We start from the raw sequence: 15,245 nt of genomic DNA on the forward strand, positions 1-15,245 counted from the left end.
GAAAAATGCTTTCAGGCAGCCTGAAATACAAGGTGTATTATTCAGCAGCAGCTTGTGCAGCAGCTACAGTTTCCGCAACAGCTTGGTTTTTGCCTTCCAAAACCGCATCTGCGATACCACGGCAGTATAAACGGATTGCTTTTGCAGAGTCATCGTTACCTGGGATAACATGTTTCACGCCGTCTGGGCTGTTGTTGGTATCGACAACAGCGATAACTGGGATACCCAATTTAGCCGCTTCAACCAAAGTACCATGTTGGTAGCCTGTGTCAATCACAAAAATCGCGTCTGGCAAGCCTTTCATGTCTTTGATACCGCCCAAAGAGCGTTCCAATTTTTCTACTTCGCGAGTCATGTCCAACAATTCTTTTTTGTTGCGACCGCTTGCTTCGCCATTTGCCAAAACAGCAGATTTTTCTTCCAAGCGTTTAATCGATTGTTTTACGGTTTTGTAGTTAGTCAACATACCACCCAACCAACGATGGTCAACATAAGGCATACCTGCGCGAGTCGCTTCTTCTTTGATGATTTCACGAGCTTGGCGTTTTGTGCCTACGAACAACACAGTACCTTTGTTAGCAACCAAACGACGCACTACTTCTTGTGCTTCTTGGAACAATGGAACAGTTTTTTCCAAGTTGATGATGTGGATTTTGTTACGCGCACCAAAAATGTATTGTGCCATTTTTGGATTCCAGTAACGAGTTTGGTGACCGAAATGTACGCCAGCTTCAATCATTTGGCGCATAGTAACTTGTGACATAATTTTTTCCTTAAAGGGTTAAAAGCAAACACTTTTTACAAGAACTTCCACACAGAAGCACCCTTTGCGTAAAAAATGCGAGCATTAAAAAACATAAAAAATACTTTCCAAGCTGGAAAGCTCCAGTATTATAAGTTTTTTTCTCTATTTAAACAATACTTTTATCAAAAATGCAGGCTGCTTTTTTCATTCAACGCAGCCTGCACGGCAATCATTTCAATTTTATTTAGGCTTCGTAATGGGTTGTGCTTTAGTTGTAACAGGTTTTGCCGCAACATTTCCCACAGTTGCTTGTTCACGCAACTTATTCACCGTAGCCATTTTAATACCTGGCACAGAAGCTAAATCATCAACCGATTTGAATGCACCATTTTTTTCACGGTATTCAACAATCGCCTTTGCCTTGGCAGGACCAATACCATTGAGTTGCTTATCCAATTCATCAGCCGTTGCAGTATTAATATTTAATTGGGCAAAACTTAGTGTGGTAACACCTAATGAAATAATAGACAACACTATTTTCTTTAACATAACATCCTCCTGGTGGGTAAAATTAACTAGAATAAGTAAACTCTTACTACATAACCAAACTATACTTACTATTTAAGAAAATAGCAAGCAAAACCTCCCGCGAATATAGATTATTAGCAGGAGGTTTGTAATAAAGAGTTTGGCGATGACCTACTTTCGCATAGGGACTATACTATCATCGGCGCTGGTTTGTTTCACTGTCCTGTTCGAGATGGGAAGGAGTGGGACCAAACCGCTATGGTCGCCAAACGTAAACTGTCAAATTGGTAAGCCGTTAGAAAAAAATTTCTTTCGTTATTTATTATTTAATCAACTGTATTTCGGTGATAAACTGTATTCATCAGTAAGCTTTATCTTTTTGATTACTTTGCTTTGTATTTACATTATTTGTGTTTACTTTCAAAGTCCTTCAAATGATAGAGTCAAGCCTCACGAGCAATTAGTATGGGTTAGCTTCACGCGTTACCGCGCTTCCACACCCCACCTATCAACGTCCTGGTCTCGAACGACTCTTTAGTATGGTTAAACCACAAGGGAAGTCTCATCTTTGGGCGAGTTTCGCGCTTAGATGCTTTCAGCGCTTATCTCTTCCGAACTTAGCTACCCGGCTATGCTTCTGGCGAAACAACCGGTACACCAGAGGTTCGTCCACTCCGGTCCTCTCGTACTAGGAGCAGCCCCCTTCAAACTTCCAACGCCCACTGCAGATAGGGACCAAACTGTCTCACGACGTTTTAAACCCAGCTCACGTACCACTTTAAATGGCGAACAGCCATACCCTTGGGACCGACTACAGCCCCAGGATGTGATGAGCCGACATCGAGGTGCCAAACTCCGCCGTCGATATGGACTCTTGGGCGGAATCAGCCTGTTATCCCCGGAGTACCTTTTATCCGTTGAGCGATGGCCCTTCCATTCAGAACCACCGGATCACTATGTCCTGCTTTCGCACCTGCTCGACTTGTCGGTCTCGCAGTTAAGCTACCTTTTGCCATTGCACTATCAGTCCGATTTCCGACCGGACCTAGGTAACCTTCGAACTCCTCCGTTACTCTTTGGGAGGAGACCGCCCCAGTCAAACTGCCTACCATGCACGGTCCCCGACCCGGATAACGGGTCTGGGTTAGAACCTCAAAGTCACCAGGGTGGTATTTCAAGGACGGCTCCACAGAGACTGGCGTCTCTGCTTCAAAGCCTCCCACCTATCCTACACAAGTGACTTCAAAGTCCAATGCAAAGCTACAGTAAAGGTTCACGGGGTCTTTCCGTCTAGCAGCGGGGAGATTGCATCTTCACAACCATTTCAACTTCGCTGAGTCTCGGGAGGAGACAGTGTGGCCATCGTTACGCCATTCGTGCGGGTCGGAACTTACCCGACAAGGAATTTCGCTACCTTAGGACCGTTATAGTTACGGCCGCCGTTTACTGGGGCTTCGATCCGATGCTTGCACATCTTCAATTAACCTTCCAGCACCGGGCAGGCGTCACACCCTATACGTCCACTTTCGTGTTAGCAGAGTGCTGTGTTTTTAATAAACAGTCGCAGCCACCGATTCTCTGCGACCCTCAGATGCTTACGGAGCAAGTCCTTAACATTAGAGGGCATACCTTCTCCCGAAGTTACGGTATCAATTTGCCGAGTTCCTTCTCCCGAGTTCTCTCAAGCGCCTTAGAATTCTCATCCTGCCCACCTGTGTCGGTTTGCGGTACGGTTCTGATTCAACTGAAGCTTAGTGGCTTTTCCTGGAAGCGTGGTATTGGTCACTTCATGTCCGTAGACACTCGTCATCACGTCTCGGTGTTAAGAAAGAGCGGATTTGCCTACTCTTTCCACCTACTGGCTTAAACAAACTATTCCAACAGTTTGCTAACCTAACCTTCTCCGTCCCCACATCGCATTGAATCAAAGTACAGGAATATTAACCTGTTTCCCATCGACTACGCATTTCTGCCTCGCCTTAGGGGCCGACTCACCCTACGCCGATGAACGTTGCGTAGGAAACCTTGGGCTTTCGGCGAGCGGGCTTTTCACCCACTTTATCGCTACTCATGTCAACATTCGCACTTCTGATACCTCCAGCAACCTTTACAAGTCACCTTCACAGGCTTACAGAACGCTCCCCTACCATATACAAAAGTATATCCGCAGCTTCGGTTATAGATTTGAGCCCCGTTACATCTTCCGCGCAGGAAGACTCGACCAGTGAGCTATTACGCTTTCTTTAAATGATGGCTGCTTCTAAGCCAACATCCTGGCTGTCTGTGCCTTCCCACTTCGTTTACCACTTAATCTATCATTTGGGACCTTAGCTGGCGGTCTGGGTTGTTTCCCTCTTGACACCGGACGTTAGCACCCGATGTCTGTCTCCCGAGGAGCAACTTGATGGTATTCTTAGTTTGCCATGGGTTGGTAAGTTGCAATAACCCCCTAGCCATAACAGTGCTTTACCCCCATCAGTCTCATACTCGAGGCACTACCTAAATAGTTTTCGGGGAGAACCAGCTATCTCCGAGTTTGTTTAGCCTTTCACCCCTATCCACAGCTCATCCCCGCATTTTGCAACATGCGTGGGTTCGGACCTCCAATGCGTTTTACCGCACCTTCATCCTGGCCATGGATAGATCACTCGGTTTCGGGTCTACACCCAGCAACTAGTCGCCCTATTAAGACTCGGTTTCCCTACGCCTCCCCTACTCGGTTAAGCTCGCTACTGAATGTAAGTCGTTGACCCATTATACAAAAGGTACGCAGTCACACCACAAAGATGCTCCCACTGTATGTATGCATCAGGTTTCAGGTTCTATTTCACTCCCCTTCCGGGGTTCTTTTCGCCTTTCCCTCACGGTACTGGTTCACTATCGGTCGATGATGAGTATTTAGCCTTGGAGGATGGTCCCCCCATATTCAGACAGGATTTCACGTGTCCCGCCCTACTTCTCGTATACTTAGTACCATGGTTAAGATTTCAAATACGGGGCTATCACCCACTATGGCGGAAGTTTCCAATCCCTTCTTCTATCTTAACCATTATCATATACAGGCTTTTCCGCGTTCGCTCGCCACTACTTGCGGAATCTCGGTTGATTTCTTTTCCTCTGGGTACTTAGATGGTTCAGTTCTCCAGGTTCGCTTCTCTAGCCCTATGTATTCAGACTAGGATACTGCACGAGTGCAGTGGGTTTCCCCATTCGGACATCACGGTATCATTGCTTTTTTGCCAGCTTCTCCGTGCTTTTCGCAGGCTTACACGTCCTTCTTCGCCTATCATCGCCAAGGCATCCACCTGATGCACTTATTCACTTGACTCTATCATTTGAAGAACCTTCTGACTTTGCTATTTTAGCGTTGACTACTAAAATAACTTAGATTCTCTACTTTGATAAAGCTTACTGCTTGTTGTGTACTAACCTTGCCTTTTGAATTCAAGATTAGTTGATACAATCATCACCCAAATTTTGTTATTCGATTTGTTGCCTTTGCAGGCTGCCTGAAATACTGTTGCATCAGCATCCCAAACCAAATCGACAACATTGTCTTTGTTTGTTGATTTCGGCTTTCCAATTTGTTAAAGATCGATGCGTTTAATTATACTTCTTCTCAGCTTTCGCTTATAAAAAATATATCGCAAATTAAAGTAAGCTCGCCAGTTTATCTAAACTTGCTTTAATTTGCAATCTAATTTTTCATTTTATTTAATCTTGGTGGAGGCAAACGGGATCGAACCGATGACCCCCTGCTTGCAAAGCAGGTGCTCTACCAACTGAGCTATGCCCCCAGTATTTCTTACTTCTCGTAAGCTTTACAACTTGAATTCGCTTCTCTAATCCTGGTGGGTCTGGTAGGACTTGAACCTACGACCCCACGCTTATCAAGCGTGTGCTCTAACCACCTGAGCTACAAACCCATTTTGTGTACTTCTTGCTCTTCGCATCTTCATCTAAATTACCGATAAGTGTGAGTACCTAACAATCTCTTCTTTTCTCTAGAAAGGAGGTGATCCAGCCGCAGGTTCCCCTACGGCTACCTTGTTACGACTTCACCCCAGTCATGAAACATACCGTGGTAAACGGGCTCCTTGCGGTTACCCTATCTACTTCTGGTATCCCCCACTCCCATGGTGTGACGGGCGGTGTGTACAAGACCCGGGAACGTATTCACCGCAGTATGCTGACCTGCGATTACTAGCGATTCCGACTTCATGCACTCGAGTTGCAGAGTGCAATCCGGACTACGATCGGTTTTCTGGGATTGGCTCCACCTCGCGGCTTGGCTACCCTCTGTACCGACCATTGTATGACGTGTGAAGCCCTGGTCATAAGGGCCATGAGGACTTGACGTCATCCCCACCTTCCTCCGGTTTGTCACCGGCAGTCTCATTAGAGTGCCCAACTTAATGATGGCAACTAATGACAAGGGTTGCGCTCGTTGCGGGACTTAACCCAACATCTCACGACACGAGCTGACGACAGCCATGCAGCACCTGTGCTACGGCTCCCGAAGGCACAAGAGTATCTCTACTCTCTTCCGTACATGTCAAGACCAGGTAAGGTTCTTCGCGTTGCATCGAATTAATCCACATCATCCACCGCTTGTGCGGGTCCCCGTCAATTCCTTTGAGTTTTAATCTTGCGACCGTACTCCCCAGGCGGTCAATTTCACGCGTTAGCTACGCTACTAAGCAATCAAGTTGCCCAACAGCTAATTGACATCGTTTAGGGCGTGGACTACCAGGGTATCTAATCCTGTTTGCTACCCACGCTTTCGAGCATGAACGTCAGTGTTATCCCAGGGGGCTGCCTTCGCCATCGGTATTCCTCCACATCTCTACGCATTTCACTGCTACACGTGGAATTCTACCCCCCTCTGACACACTCTAGCTAGCCAGTTCAAAACGCAGTTCCCAAGTTGAGCTCGGGGATTTCACATCTTGCTTAACTAACCGTCTGCGCTCGCTTTACGCCCAGTAATTCCGATTAACGCTCGCACCCTACGTATTACCGCGGCTGCTGGCACGTAGTTAGCCGGTGCTTATTCTTTAGGTACCGTCATCAGTTAATGATATTAGCATCAACCTTTTCTTCCCTAACAAAAGTCCTTTACAACCCGAAGGCCTTCTTCAGACACGCGGCATGGCTGGATCAGGCTTTCGCCCATTGTCCAAAATTCCCCACTGCTGCCTCCCGTAGGAGTCTGGGCCGTGTCTCAGTCCCAGTGTGGCGGATCATCCTCTCAGACCCACTACTGATCGTCGCCTTGGTGGGCCCTTACCCCACCAACTAGCTAATCAGTTATTGGCCGCTCGAATAACGCAAGGTCCGAAGATCCCCTGCTTTCCTTCTCAAAGCGTATGCGGTATTAGCTATCCTTTCGGATAGTTATCCCCCATTACTCGGTACGTTCCAATATATTACTCACCCGTTCGCCACTCGCCACCAAGTACAAGTACTCGTGCTGCCGTCCGACTTGCATGTGTAAAGCATGCCGCCAGCGTTCAATCTGAGCCAGGATCAAACTCTTATGTTCAATCTCTAACTTACTTAACTTCTGGTCTGCTTCAAAGTAACTGACAGAGAATTATTTCAATTATTAGCAACCATAAGGTATAACCAAAAACTAAAACAACAATCTTGTCTGTTTTAAGCAGTGTGAGACCATCAGGCACTCACACTTATCGGTAATCTATCTGTTAAAGAACTTCTTACTTCTAAACCTTGAAAAACTTAACCAACTTCTGTATAATCAGTCAGCTATTCTCTTTTCTTCGCCGCCGTAGCAGCGAAGAACCGAACTATACGCTACTCACCACAAACCGTCAAATAATTTCTAGCACTTTTTTACAACTTTTTTGCAATTCTCTGTTTTTCCACAACTTTTATTTTTCAACTTCTTGGAAATTGGAATTCGGTAAACTCAACACAGCACAGGTAGAGCGACTCAACGCTATGCTCTCTCTTAATCATGTAAATGAAAATAACAATGTGCAAGCTGCTTTTCTACACAAACAAACCGTGAAAAAGCAGCCTGCACTTTGCTATCTACTAAATTAGCGATTGATTGCTTTGCCGGCAATATCGCTGCGGAATTGCATTCCGTCAAATTGAATATCGTCCACGGCGCGATAGGCGGTGTTTTTCGCCCATGGCACATTGTCGCCCAAGCCAACCACACACAGTACACGTCCGCCGTTGGTGATGATTTCGCCTTGCTCGTTGGTGCTTGTGCCTGCGTGGAAAACGTGTCCTATGCTGTTTGCGGCATCAATGCCTGTAATCACGTCGCCTTTGCGCGGTGTGTCGGGATAGTTGTGCGCGGCAAGCACTACGCCTACGGCTACTTTGTCTGACCATTTGGCGGTGGCTTTGTCCAGTTTTTTGTCCAACGCGGCTTGAATTAAATCTACCAAATCGCTGTCCAAACGCGACATAATCGGCTGGGTTTCTGGGTCACCAAAACGGCAGTTGAATTCTATGGTAAACGGTGCACCTGTGTTGTCAATCATCAAGCCTGCGTATAAAAATCCTGTAAATTCAATACCATCTGATTTCATACCGCGCACAGTTGGCAAGATGATTTCATTCATGGCGCGCTCATAGACTTCGGGAGTGACTACGGGTGCAGGGCTGTATGCGCCCATGCCGCCTGTGTTAGGCCCTTGGTCGCCGTCTCGTAAGCGTTTGTGGTCTTGGCTGGTTGCCATGGGCAATACGTTGTCGCCATCTACCATGACGATAAAGCTGGCTTCTTCGCCTGTTAAAAAGTCTTCAATCACGACGCGGCTGCCTGCGTTGCCCATTTTATTGCCGAACAGCATATCGTCAATCGCGGCGTGGGCTTCGTCCAATGTCATGGCGACAATCACGCCTTTGCCTGCTGCCAAACCATCTGCTTTAATCACAATCGGTGCGCCTTTTTGATTGACGTAATCGTGTGCTTGCTCGGCATTTTCAAAGGTTTGGTATTGTGCGGTGGGAATATTGTGTTTTGCCATGAATGCCTTGGCGAAATCTTTTGATGATTCCAACTGCGCGGCGGCTTGGGTCGGCCCAAAAATCGGCAAACCTACTGCACGGAAATCGTCCACAATACCTGCGGCGAGCGGTGCTTCTGGCCCAACCAATGTGAATGTGATTTGATTGTCGCAGCAAAATTGAATCAAATCGGCATGGTTGGTTAAAGGAATATTTTGTACTTTGTGTTCGGCTGCCGTGCCTGCGTTGCCAGGGGCGACAAAAACGGTTTTGACTTTGGGCGAATTTGCCAATTTCCAAGCCAAGGCATGTTCACGTCCGCCGTTGCCGATAACGAGTAATTTCATTTTGGGAACTTTCTTTGTGGTGGAAAACAAAAGTGTTTATTCTAATGGAAAATCGTTGTTTAAGGGCAGTTTAGTGAGACAAAGCAGCCTGCACAATATCCCACAACAATCCGATTGCCAATCCAATAAAAATCAAACCGCAAATGCGATTGAGCCACATCAGGCGTTTGCCCACACTCAACCACGCTGCCAACGCCCTGCCTCTGCCTGTATAAATCAGTTGCCAAAACGTCTCAATAACCACAAACGATACGGTTAAAATGCCATATTGCGCCATTAACGGTGCGGCTGGATTCAGAAATTTTGGGAACAGCGCGGCAAAAAACAGATTTTTGAAGCCATAATTGAGTCCAAATTGAAAGGCAAGCAGCATATTTGAACCTGGCGTGGCAGAAATAAAAAAGTGCTACTGACAAACAATAGCCACGTTTCTAAATTCATCACTATCTCTTTGTTTATGCAATGGCGCGTATTGTAACGTGCAGGCTGCTTTTCAATTAAACGCCACTACAATCTAAAAATTCGCTATGATGCAACCCCAAATTTTCAACTCAAATCAGGACTGTATCTATGGATTTAATCGCCAAACTGGTAACCAGCATCAATGGTATTTTATGGGACTATATTTTAATTTACGCGCTGGTGGGCATTGGTTTATTTTTTACGATTTACTTGGGCGCACCGCAAATTATGCAATTTGGCGCAGGTTTTAAATCGGTACTCGGTGGATTATTCAATAAAAACAAAGGTGAAAAAGACCACCAAGCCTTGTCGCAATTTCAAGCACTCGCGGTGGCGATTTCCGCACAAATCGGCACAGGCAACGTGGCAGGCGTAGCAACCGCTATCACAGCAGGAGGTGCAGGCGCGATTTTTTGGATGTGGGTATCGGCATTTTTTGGTATGCCCACCATTTTTGCCGAAGCCATTTTGGCGCAAAAATACCGCATCGTCAGTCATGGCAAATACATTGGTGGCCCCGCGTTTTACATCACACACGGTTTGAGCGACAAACTGGGGCGCGGCACGGCGCGATTTTTATCGGGCTTTTTCTCGATTGCCTTGATTATCGCGCTGGGTTTTATTGGCAACGCCGTGCAAGCCAATTCCATTGCAAGCGCGGTGTCATCGGCATTTAGCATTCCACCGATTGCCGTTGGCATTGTGATTGCGATTGCGGCTGGCTCAATTTTTATTGGTGGCATCAACCGCATCGCCAATTTTGCGCAACTAGTCGTGCCGTTTATGGCGGTCATTTACATCATTTGCGCGGTGATTATTTTGTTTATGTTTAGCAACCACATCGGCAGCATGGTTCACGATATTTTTACCGCTGCATTCAATCCACAAGCCGGATTGGGCGGGGCAGCAGGCATTGGCGTGCGCGAAGCCATTCGTTATGGTGTGGCACGAGGCTTATTTTCCAACGAAGCGGGCATGGGTTCTACGCCACACGCCCACGCAACCGCCAATGTCGCTCACCCAGCTTTGCAAGGCATGGCGGCGTTCATCAGCATTTTTATTGACACATTTTTGGTGTGTTCTGCCACCGCATTGGTGATTTTGCTGACCGATGCACATACATTGGGCTTAAAAGGCGCAGCCGTAACACAACAAGCCTTTATTAGCGCGTTTGGCGGATTGGGCGGCGGATTGCTCGCCATTTGCCTAACCTTTTTCGCGTTTACCACGATTATCGGCTGGTATTATTTTGGCGAATCCAATGTTCGATTCTTGTTCAAAAACAAATTTTTAAACGTATATCGCGGATTGGTGTTGCTGGCGATTGTGCTGGGAACGCTGGGAAGAGTAGATTTAGTGTGGGATTTGTCGGATATGTTCAACGGCTTTATGGTGATTCCAAACTTAATCGCGCTGTTTTTGTTACGCAAAGAAATCAAAGCCGTATATGCAGATTACTTGGTGCAATCCAAATCAGGGCAAGGCATTTCGTATCGCTACGAATATCATGAATATCACGATAAGTAATCGCTATGCATAAAAATGCAGGCTGCTTTTTTCACGGGATTTCCGTAGAAAAAGCAGCCTGCACTTTTGTTTTACTATAAATCTCGCCAACAGGAATCGAACCTGTATTTTACGCTTAGGAGGCATACGTTCTATCCATTGAACTATGACGAGCCAGCTTTATGCCGCTCGCGCCACCGACAATTCTGCCATTTGACGCATTGCAGCGGTTACTTCGTTTTGTGGCAACGCGTTCAAGCAGTCAATCGCGTTATCCACCGCCACTTTGGCTTGTTCAATGCAATACGCCAGCGCGTCCGATTGGGTAACGTGAGCGTGAATTTTATCAAAATAATCGCGGTCGGCATTTTGTAATGCAGCGCGAACGTCCGAAGCAGCCTGCACATTGCCGCGCTGCATCAAATAAATCAACGGCAACGTCGGCTTGCCTTCTGCCAAATCGTCGCCCACATTTTTGCCGATTTGTTCCACGCTGCCCGAATAATCCAGCACATCATCAATAATTTGAAATGCCGTACCCATGTGCATACCAAAGTCTTTCAAAGCCTGCTCTTGTTCCGCCGTTGCGCCAGCCAAAATCGCGCCCACTTGTGCCGCTGCTTCAAACAATTTGGCGGTTTTATATTGAATCACTTGCAAATATTGCGCTTCGGTAATGTCCACATTGCCAATATTCATCAGCTGCATGACTTCGCCTTCTGCGATGATATTGGTGGCATCTGCCATCACTTCCAAAATTTTTAAGCTGCCCGAACCCACCATCAACTGAAAAGCACGTGTGTACAAAAAGTCGCCCACCAACACGGCTGCCGCATTACCAAACAAATTATTGGCGGTTTTTCTGCCACGGCGCAATTCGCTTTCGTCCACCACATCATCGTGCAACAGCGTGGAGGTGTGGATAAATTCCACCATCGCTGCCAGCGAATACAATTTGTCGTCATCGTAGCCCAAGCATTTGCCCGATAAAATCGTCAAAATAGGGCGCAAACGCTTGCCACCTGCGCCAATAATGTATGTGCCAATTTGCGAAATCAGCGCAACATCGGATTGCACCGCTTGATTAACGACCACATTCACGCGGCTTAAATCGTGTTCCAAATTTTGTTGAAAATAGGGGATAGCGTGCAGCATAACAATCTCAAATCAAAACTGTGAAAAGGCGCGAATTATACTCTATTTCGCTTATTTAAACGATAAAAAACCTGCTGACGCAATACACATCAACAGGTTTATTTTTCATAACGAAAAATTAGTTTTCCGCGCCTTCGTATGGACGAACGCTAACGGTTTTGCGGTTCAATGCGCCTTTTGTAGAAAATTCTACATAGCCATCAACTTTTGCAAACAAGGTATGGTCTTTGCCCATGCCTACATTGTTACCAGCGTGGAATTTCGTACCACGTTGGCGAACGATGATTGAACCTGCTGGAATCAACTCGTTACCAAAGGCTTTCACGCCCAAGCGTTTTGCTTCTGAATCGCGACCGTTGCGGGTGCTACCGCCAGCTTTTTTACTTGCCATGATTTATACTCCTGATTAAATTGGATTAGGCGATAGACAAAATTTCAATGCGCGTGAAATTTTGGCGATGACCTTGACGTTTTTGGTAGTGTTTGCGGCGACGCATTTTGAAAATGCGAACTTTTTCGCCACGACCATGTGCTACTACTTTTGCTACTACTTTTGCACCTGCAACAGTAGGCGCACCCACTGTAACTTTTTCGCCGTCAGCAATCATCAGAACTTCAAGTTCGATTTGGCTGTCGAGTTCGGCAGGTATCTGTTCTACGTTTAATTTTTCGCCAACGGTAACTTTGTATTGTTTACCGCCAGTTTTTACGACCGCGTACATACTCAACTCCATGAGAAATTGGTTGGTTTAAAAAAATTCCGCATTGCGCGGAATAGAATAGGAAAGCGCGAGATTATACTTGCTTTGATTTTTTTGTCAAATTTAACTTTTTCGCGCCACCACAAACTGCGCCAATGTGCGCAAATGGTCAGCGCGTGTATCAAAGGTTTGCAATGCATCAATCGCTTGGGCAACCAGCTGTTCGGCATAAGCGCGAGCAGCCTGCAACCCCATCAATTTAACATAAGTCGGCTTGTTGGCATCGGCATCTTTGCCTGCGGTTTTGCCCAAAGTGGCGGTGTCGGCTTCGCAGTCCAACACATCATCAATCACTTGAAATGCCAAGCCCAATTTACTGGCATACACGTCCAAATGCGCCAGTTGTTCATCGTTCAAATCAGGGCAACTTAATCCGCCCAACGCCACCGCTGCTCGAATCAACGCGCCTGTTTTTAGGCTGTGCATGAATTCCAATTCGGTTTGCGACAAATCGCGCCCCACATTACCCAAATCCACCGCTTGACCACCTGCCATACCCAAGCTGCCCGATGCCTGCGCCAACACTTTGACCATACGAAGTTGTCGTACTGTAGATAACTCGGTTTCTGTGGATAAAATATCAAAGGCAAGCGTTTGCAAGGCATCGCCCACCAACAGCGCGGTTGCTTCGCCAAATTGCACATGACAAGTCGGTTTACCACGGCGCAAGCTATCGTTGTCCATCGCAGGCATATCGTCATGTACCAAAGAATACACATGAATGCACTCCACCGCTGCCATTGCCGCTTCACAAGCAGCCTGCACCTGATTACCCAGCTCCGATGCTGCCAACACCAATAAAGGGCGCAAGCGTTTGCCGCCATCTAGCGTGCTGTATCGCATGGCTTCGTGCAAGGTTTGGGGCGCGACTTGCGAAATGGGTAACACCGTTTGCAAAATGCGTTCGGCTTGTTCAACTGCTTGATTTTGCCACACTTTTAAATCATTCATCGTTCAACTCCAACGGTTGCAGTGTGTCGCCGTCTAACTTTTGCAATACTTGTTCGGCAGCTGCCAATTTTTCTTGGCAAAAACGCACCAATTCCACGCCTTCTTGGTATTGCGCCAACGCATCTTCCAGAGACAACATCGGATTTTGCAAGGCTTGCGTAATCGTTTCCAACCGCGCTACGGCATCTTCAAAATTGTTTGGGGATAAAGTTTGTGCCATTTTGTTTACTTTGTTTTATGCTTTGCAAAACTCAAATTTCATCTAAACATCTTAATTATGCCGTCATTCTCGCGTAGGCGAGAATCCAACTAACCCATTAAGTTATCAAGATTTATTTAAAATTACCTAAATATTACGTTGGATTCCTGCCTACGCAGGAATGACGGCGTAGTGAGTTTTACAAAATTTTCAGATTAAAAAGAAGCGGATTATAGCAAATCGCACCAAAGCAGCCTGCACTTTAATCCGCCAAACATAATAGGGCGTTGGCAACGCCGTACCGTTGCGATTTCACTTTACTATACACATTGTTCTGTGGATAACTATCTGAATAACCCATTTACTTCACACGCTGAAAACGTCCGCCAGCCATAGACACAATCCAGCCGTCCAATTCCAACTCGGTTAGCTCGGCATACACGTCCACAGCAGGCAAATTTAAATTTTCTGCCAATAAATCAGGGTGGATAGGCGAAAATCCCATCGCATTGAGCAACACATTATCGCTGTTTTCGTGCAGGCTGCTTGGCGTTTCGGGTTCGTTTACTTCGCTTATTTGGGCGATTGGTTTCGCTGTTTTTTCGCGTTTCTTTCTTGTGGATAAAGTTGTGGGTAAATCCAAAGCAGCCTGCACCGATTCGCCCAACAACAGCGGACATTCCTGCACAATATCGTCCACGCATTCCACTAATTTCGCGCCTTCTTTGATGAGTTTATGGCAACCTTTGGCAAGCATATTGTCAATAGAACTGGGAATCGCCATGACTTCGCGCCCCATTTCCGCCGCCAATCGCGCTGTGATGAGCGAGCCACTTTCCACCGTCGCTTCCACCACCAAAGTCGCCCAACTCAACGCCGCAATAATCCGATTTCGGCGCGGAAAATTGCCTGCAACAGGGCGCGTTCCCAATGGAAATTCGGAAATAATCGCGCCACGTTCGGCAATTTGATATGCTAATTTTTGGTTGCTCTGTGGATAAATTCGGTCAATGCCCGTTCCCCACACCGCAATCGTGCTGCTCGATCCTTGCAACGCGCCTTCGTGTGCTGCCGCGTCAATGCCTGTTGCCATGCCCGAAATAACCGCAATGCCTTTTTCACTCAATGCTTTACCAAAATCGCCAGCCATTCGTACCGCTTGTGGCGTGGCGCGTCTGCCGCCAACAATGCCGATTGCAGGGCGCTGTAAACACGCCATTTGTCCACGCACAAACAGCAATGGAGGTGGCGTTAAACCTTCGGTTAAGAGCTGTGGATAATCGTCATCGCACAACAAAAGCAGCCTACAATTTTCCTGTTGCTCCCATTGCAAAGCCGCTTCACACGCACTTTTTGCCTTACTTTTGTCTGTCCACGCGGCGGCAGCTTGTTTGCCATGATGTGCCAACTGCGCCACCAAATTGACTGGCGCACGCAAGGCTTCGGCTGCCGAACCGCAATGCTCAATCAGGCGCAAAAAACTTTCCGCGCCAATATAAGGGGTTAGAGCCAATTCTATCCATGCACAGCGTTCTGATTCTGTAACCATTTTATTCTTTATCCACAAAATTATTCACAGCCTTATCCCTATTTCTTTTGCT

At 46.7% G+C, this 15,245-nt stretch carries 11 protein-coding genes, 3 tRNA genes and 3 rRNA genes; 1 reads left to right on the top strand and 16 read right to left on the bottom strand.

Translation table 11 applies throughout. From position 1 onward, the window contains the following. Nucleotides 1–37: 37 nt before the first annotated feature. The 9 genes from rpsB to DQN52_RS02185 all read right to left on the bottom strand — a co-directional run bounded on the left by rpsB (nucleotide 38) and on the right by DQN52_RS02185 (nucleotide 8,983). The gene (rpsB, locus tag DQN52_RS02145; protein ID WP_003788662.1) at nucleotides 38–763 is read right to left on the bottom strand and encodes a 30S ribosomal protein S2; all 726 of its coding nucleotides are present in this window, start codon (nucleotides 761–763) and stop codon (nucleotides 38–40) included. Nucleotides 764–985: 222 nt separating this feature from the next. Next, on the bottom strand, nucleotides 986–1,294 hold the full coding sequence (locus DQN52_RS02150) for a ComEA family DNA-binding protein (RefSeq protein ID WP_003788664.1): 309 nt from the start codon (nucleotides 1,292–1,294) through the stop codon (nucleotides 986–988). 137 nt (nucleotides 1,295–1,431) lie between these two features. Beyond that, nucleotides 1,432–1,543 (bottom strand): 5S ribosomal RNA (rrf, locus tag DQN52_RS02155). 169 nt (nucleotides 1,544–1,712) lie between these two features. Then, nucleotides 1,713–4,601: ribosomal RNA gene (locus tag DQN52_RS02160) — 23S ribosomal RNA — on the bottom strand. Between the two features lie 393 nt (nucleotides 4,602–4,994). Continuing rightward, nucleotides 4,995–5,070: transfer RNA gene (locus DQN52_RS02165), tRNA-Ala, on the bottom strand. A 52-nt stretch (nucleotides 5,071–5,122) separates the two neighbouring features. Continuing rightward, nucleotides 5,123–5,199: transfer RNA gene (locus DQN52_RS02170), tRNA-Ile, on the bottom strand. 82 nt (nucleotides 5,200–5,281) lie between these two features. Next, nucleotides 5,282–6,818 (bottom strand): 16S ribosomal RNA (locus DQN52_RS02175). Together the 16S, 23S and 5S rRNA genes with 2 tRNA genes alongside form the textbook arrangement of a ribosomal RNA operon. A gap of 520 nt (nucleotides 6,819–7,338) precedes the next feature. Next, the gene (gene purD / locus DQN52_RS02180) at nucleotides 7,339–8,610 is read right to left on the bottom strand and encodes a phosphoribosylamine--glycine ligase (protein WP_003788176.1); all 1,272 of its coding nucleotides are present in this window, start codon (nucleotides 8,608–8,610) and stop codon (nucleotides 7,339–7,341) included. A gap of 70 nt (nucleotides 8,611–8,680) precedes the next feature. Beyond that, nucleotides 8,681–8,983, bottom strand: a complete 303-nt coding sequence (locus DQN52_RS02185; protein WP_003788174.1) for a LysE family translocator — start codon at nucleotides 8,981–8,983, stop codon at nucleotides 8,681–8,683. Nucleotides 8,984–9,180: 197 nt separating this feature from the next. Between DQN52_RS02185 and DQN52_RS02190 the strand changes: the two genes are divergently transcribed. After that, the gene (locus DQN52_RS02190; RefSeq protein ID WP_003788172.1) at nucleotides 9,181–10,599 is read left to right on the top strand and encodes an alanine/glycine:cation symporter family protein; all 1,419 of its coding nucleotides are present in this window, start codon (nucleotides 9,181–9,183) and stop codon (nucleotides 10,597–10,599) included. 81 nt (nucleotides 10,600–10,680) lie between these two features. Here DQN52_RS02190 and DQN52_RS02195 read toward each other — a convergent pair. From DQN52_RS02195 to dprA, 7 genes are all read right to left on the bottom strand, one after another. Then, a tRNA-Arg gene (locus DQN52_RS02195) sits at nucleotides 10,681–10,752 on the bottom strand. Between the two features lie 6 nt (nucleotides 10,753–10,758). Beyond that, a complete protein-coding gene (locus DQN52_RS02200; RefSeq protein WP_003788170.1) occupies nucleotides 10,759–11,733 on the bottom strand; it encodes a polyprenyl synthetase family protein in 975 nt (324 codons plus the stop codon). 118 nt (nucleotides 11,734–11,851) lie between these two features. After that, a complete protein-coding gene (rpmA, locus tag DQN52_RS02205) occupies nucleotides 11,852–12,124 on the bottom strand; it encodes a 50S ribosomal protein L27 (RefSeq protein WP_003788168.1) in 273 nt (90 codons plus the stop codon). Between the two features lie 25 nt (nucleotides 12,125–12,149). Then, entirely contained in the window at nucleotides 12,150–12,455 is a 306-nt protein-coding gene (gene rplU / locus DQN52_RS02210; RefSeq protein ID WP_003792048.1) for a 50S ribosomal protein L21, read from the bottom strand. A 102-nt stretch (nucleotides 12,456–12,557) separates the two neighbouring features. Continuing rightward, a complete protein-coding gene (locus DQN52_RS02215) occupies nucleotides 12,558–13,445 on the bottom strand; it encodes a polyprenyl synthetase family protein (protein ID WP_003788164.1) in 888 nt (295 codons plus the stop codon). Then, nucleotides 13,438–13,665, bottom strand: a complete 228-nt coding sequence (gene xseB / locus DQN52_RS02220; protein WP_003788162.1) for an exodeoxyribonuclease VII small subunit — start codon at nucleotides 13,663–13,665, stop codon at nucleotides 13,438–13,440. Before xseB ends, DQN52_RS02215 begins: the two co-directional genes overlap by 8 nt. A 340-nt stretch (nucleotides 13,666–14,005) precedes the next feature. Next, a complete protein-coding gene (gene dprA, locus DQN52_RS02225) occupies nucleotides 14,006–15,193 on the bottom strand; it encodes a DNA-processing protein DprA (RefSeq protein ID WP_032827817.1) in 1,188 nt (395 codons plus the stop codon). Nucleotides 15,194–15,245: the final 52 nt, after the last annotated feature.

Origin of the sequence: Kingella kingae (genome assembly GCF_900475905.1) — a bacterium.
In the GTDB taxonomy this organism is placed as follows: Bacteria; Pseudomonadota; Gammaproteobacteria; order Burkholderiales; family Neisseriaceae; genus Kingella; species Kingella kingae.

Bases quoted from the DNA above. Each gene is read 5' to 3' on its own strand.
- rpsB (WP_003788662.1), bottom strand. From the start codon at position 763: ATGTCACAAGTTACTATGCGCCAAATGATTGAAGCTGGCGTACATTTC.
- DQN52_RS02150 (WP_003788664.1), bottom strand. From the start codon at position 1,294: ATGTTAAAGAAAATAGTGTTGTCTATTATTTCATTAGGTGTTACCACA.
- purD (WP_003788176.1), bottom strand. From the start codon at position 8,610: ATGAAATTACTCGTTATCGGCAACGGCGGACGTGAACATGCCTTGGCT.
- DQN52_RS02185 (WP_003788174.1), bottom strand. From the start codon at position 8,983: ATGCTGCTTGCCTTTCAATTTGGACTCAATTATGGCTTCAAAAATCTG.
- DQN52_RS02190 (WP_003788172.1), top strand. From the start codon at position 9,181: ATGGATTTAATCGCCAAACTGGTAACCAGCATCAATGGTATTTTATGG.
- DQN52_RS02200 (WP_003788170.1), bottom strand. From the start codon at position 11,733: ATGCTGCACGCTATCCCCTATTTTCAACAAAATTTGGAACACGATTTA.
- rpmA (WP_003788168.1), bottom strand. From the start codon at position 12,124: ATGGCAAGTAAAAAAGCTGGCGGTAGCACCCGCAACGGTCGCGATTCA.
- rplU (WP_003792048.1), bottom strand. From the start codon at position 12,455: ATGTACGCGGTCGTAAAAACTGGCGGTAAACAATACAAAGTTACCGTT.
- DQN52_RS02215 (WP_003788164.1), bottom strand. From the start codon at position 13,445: ATGAATGATTTAAAAGTGTGGCAAAATCAAGCAGTTGAACAAGCCGAA.
- xseB (WP_003788162.1), bottom strand. From the start codon at position 13,665: ATGGCACAAACTTTATCCCCAAACAATTTTGAAGATGCCGTAGCGCGG.
- dprA (WP_032827817.1), bottom strand. From the start codon at position 15,193: ATGGTTACAGAATCAGAACGCTGTGCATGGATAGAATTGGCTCTAACC.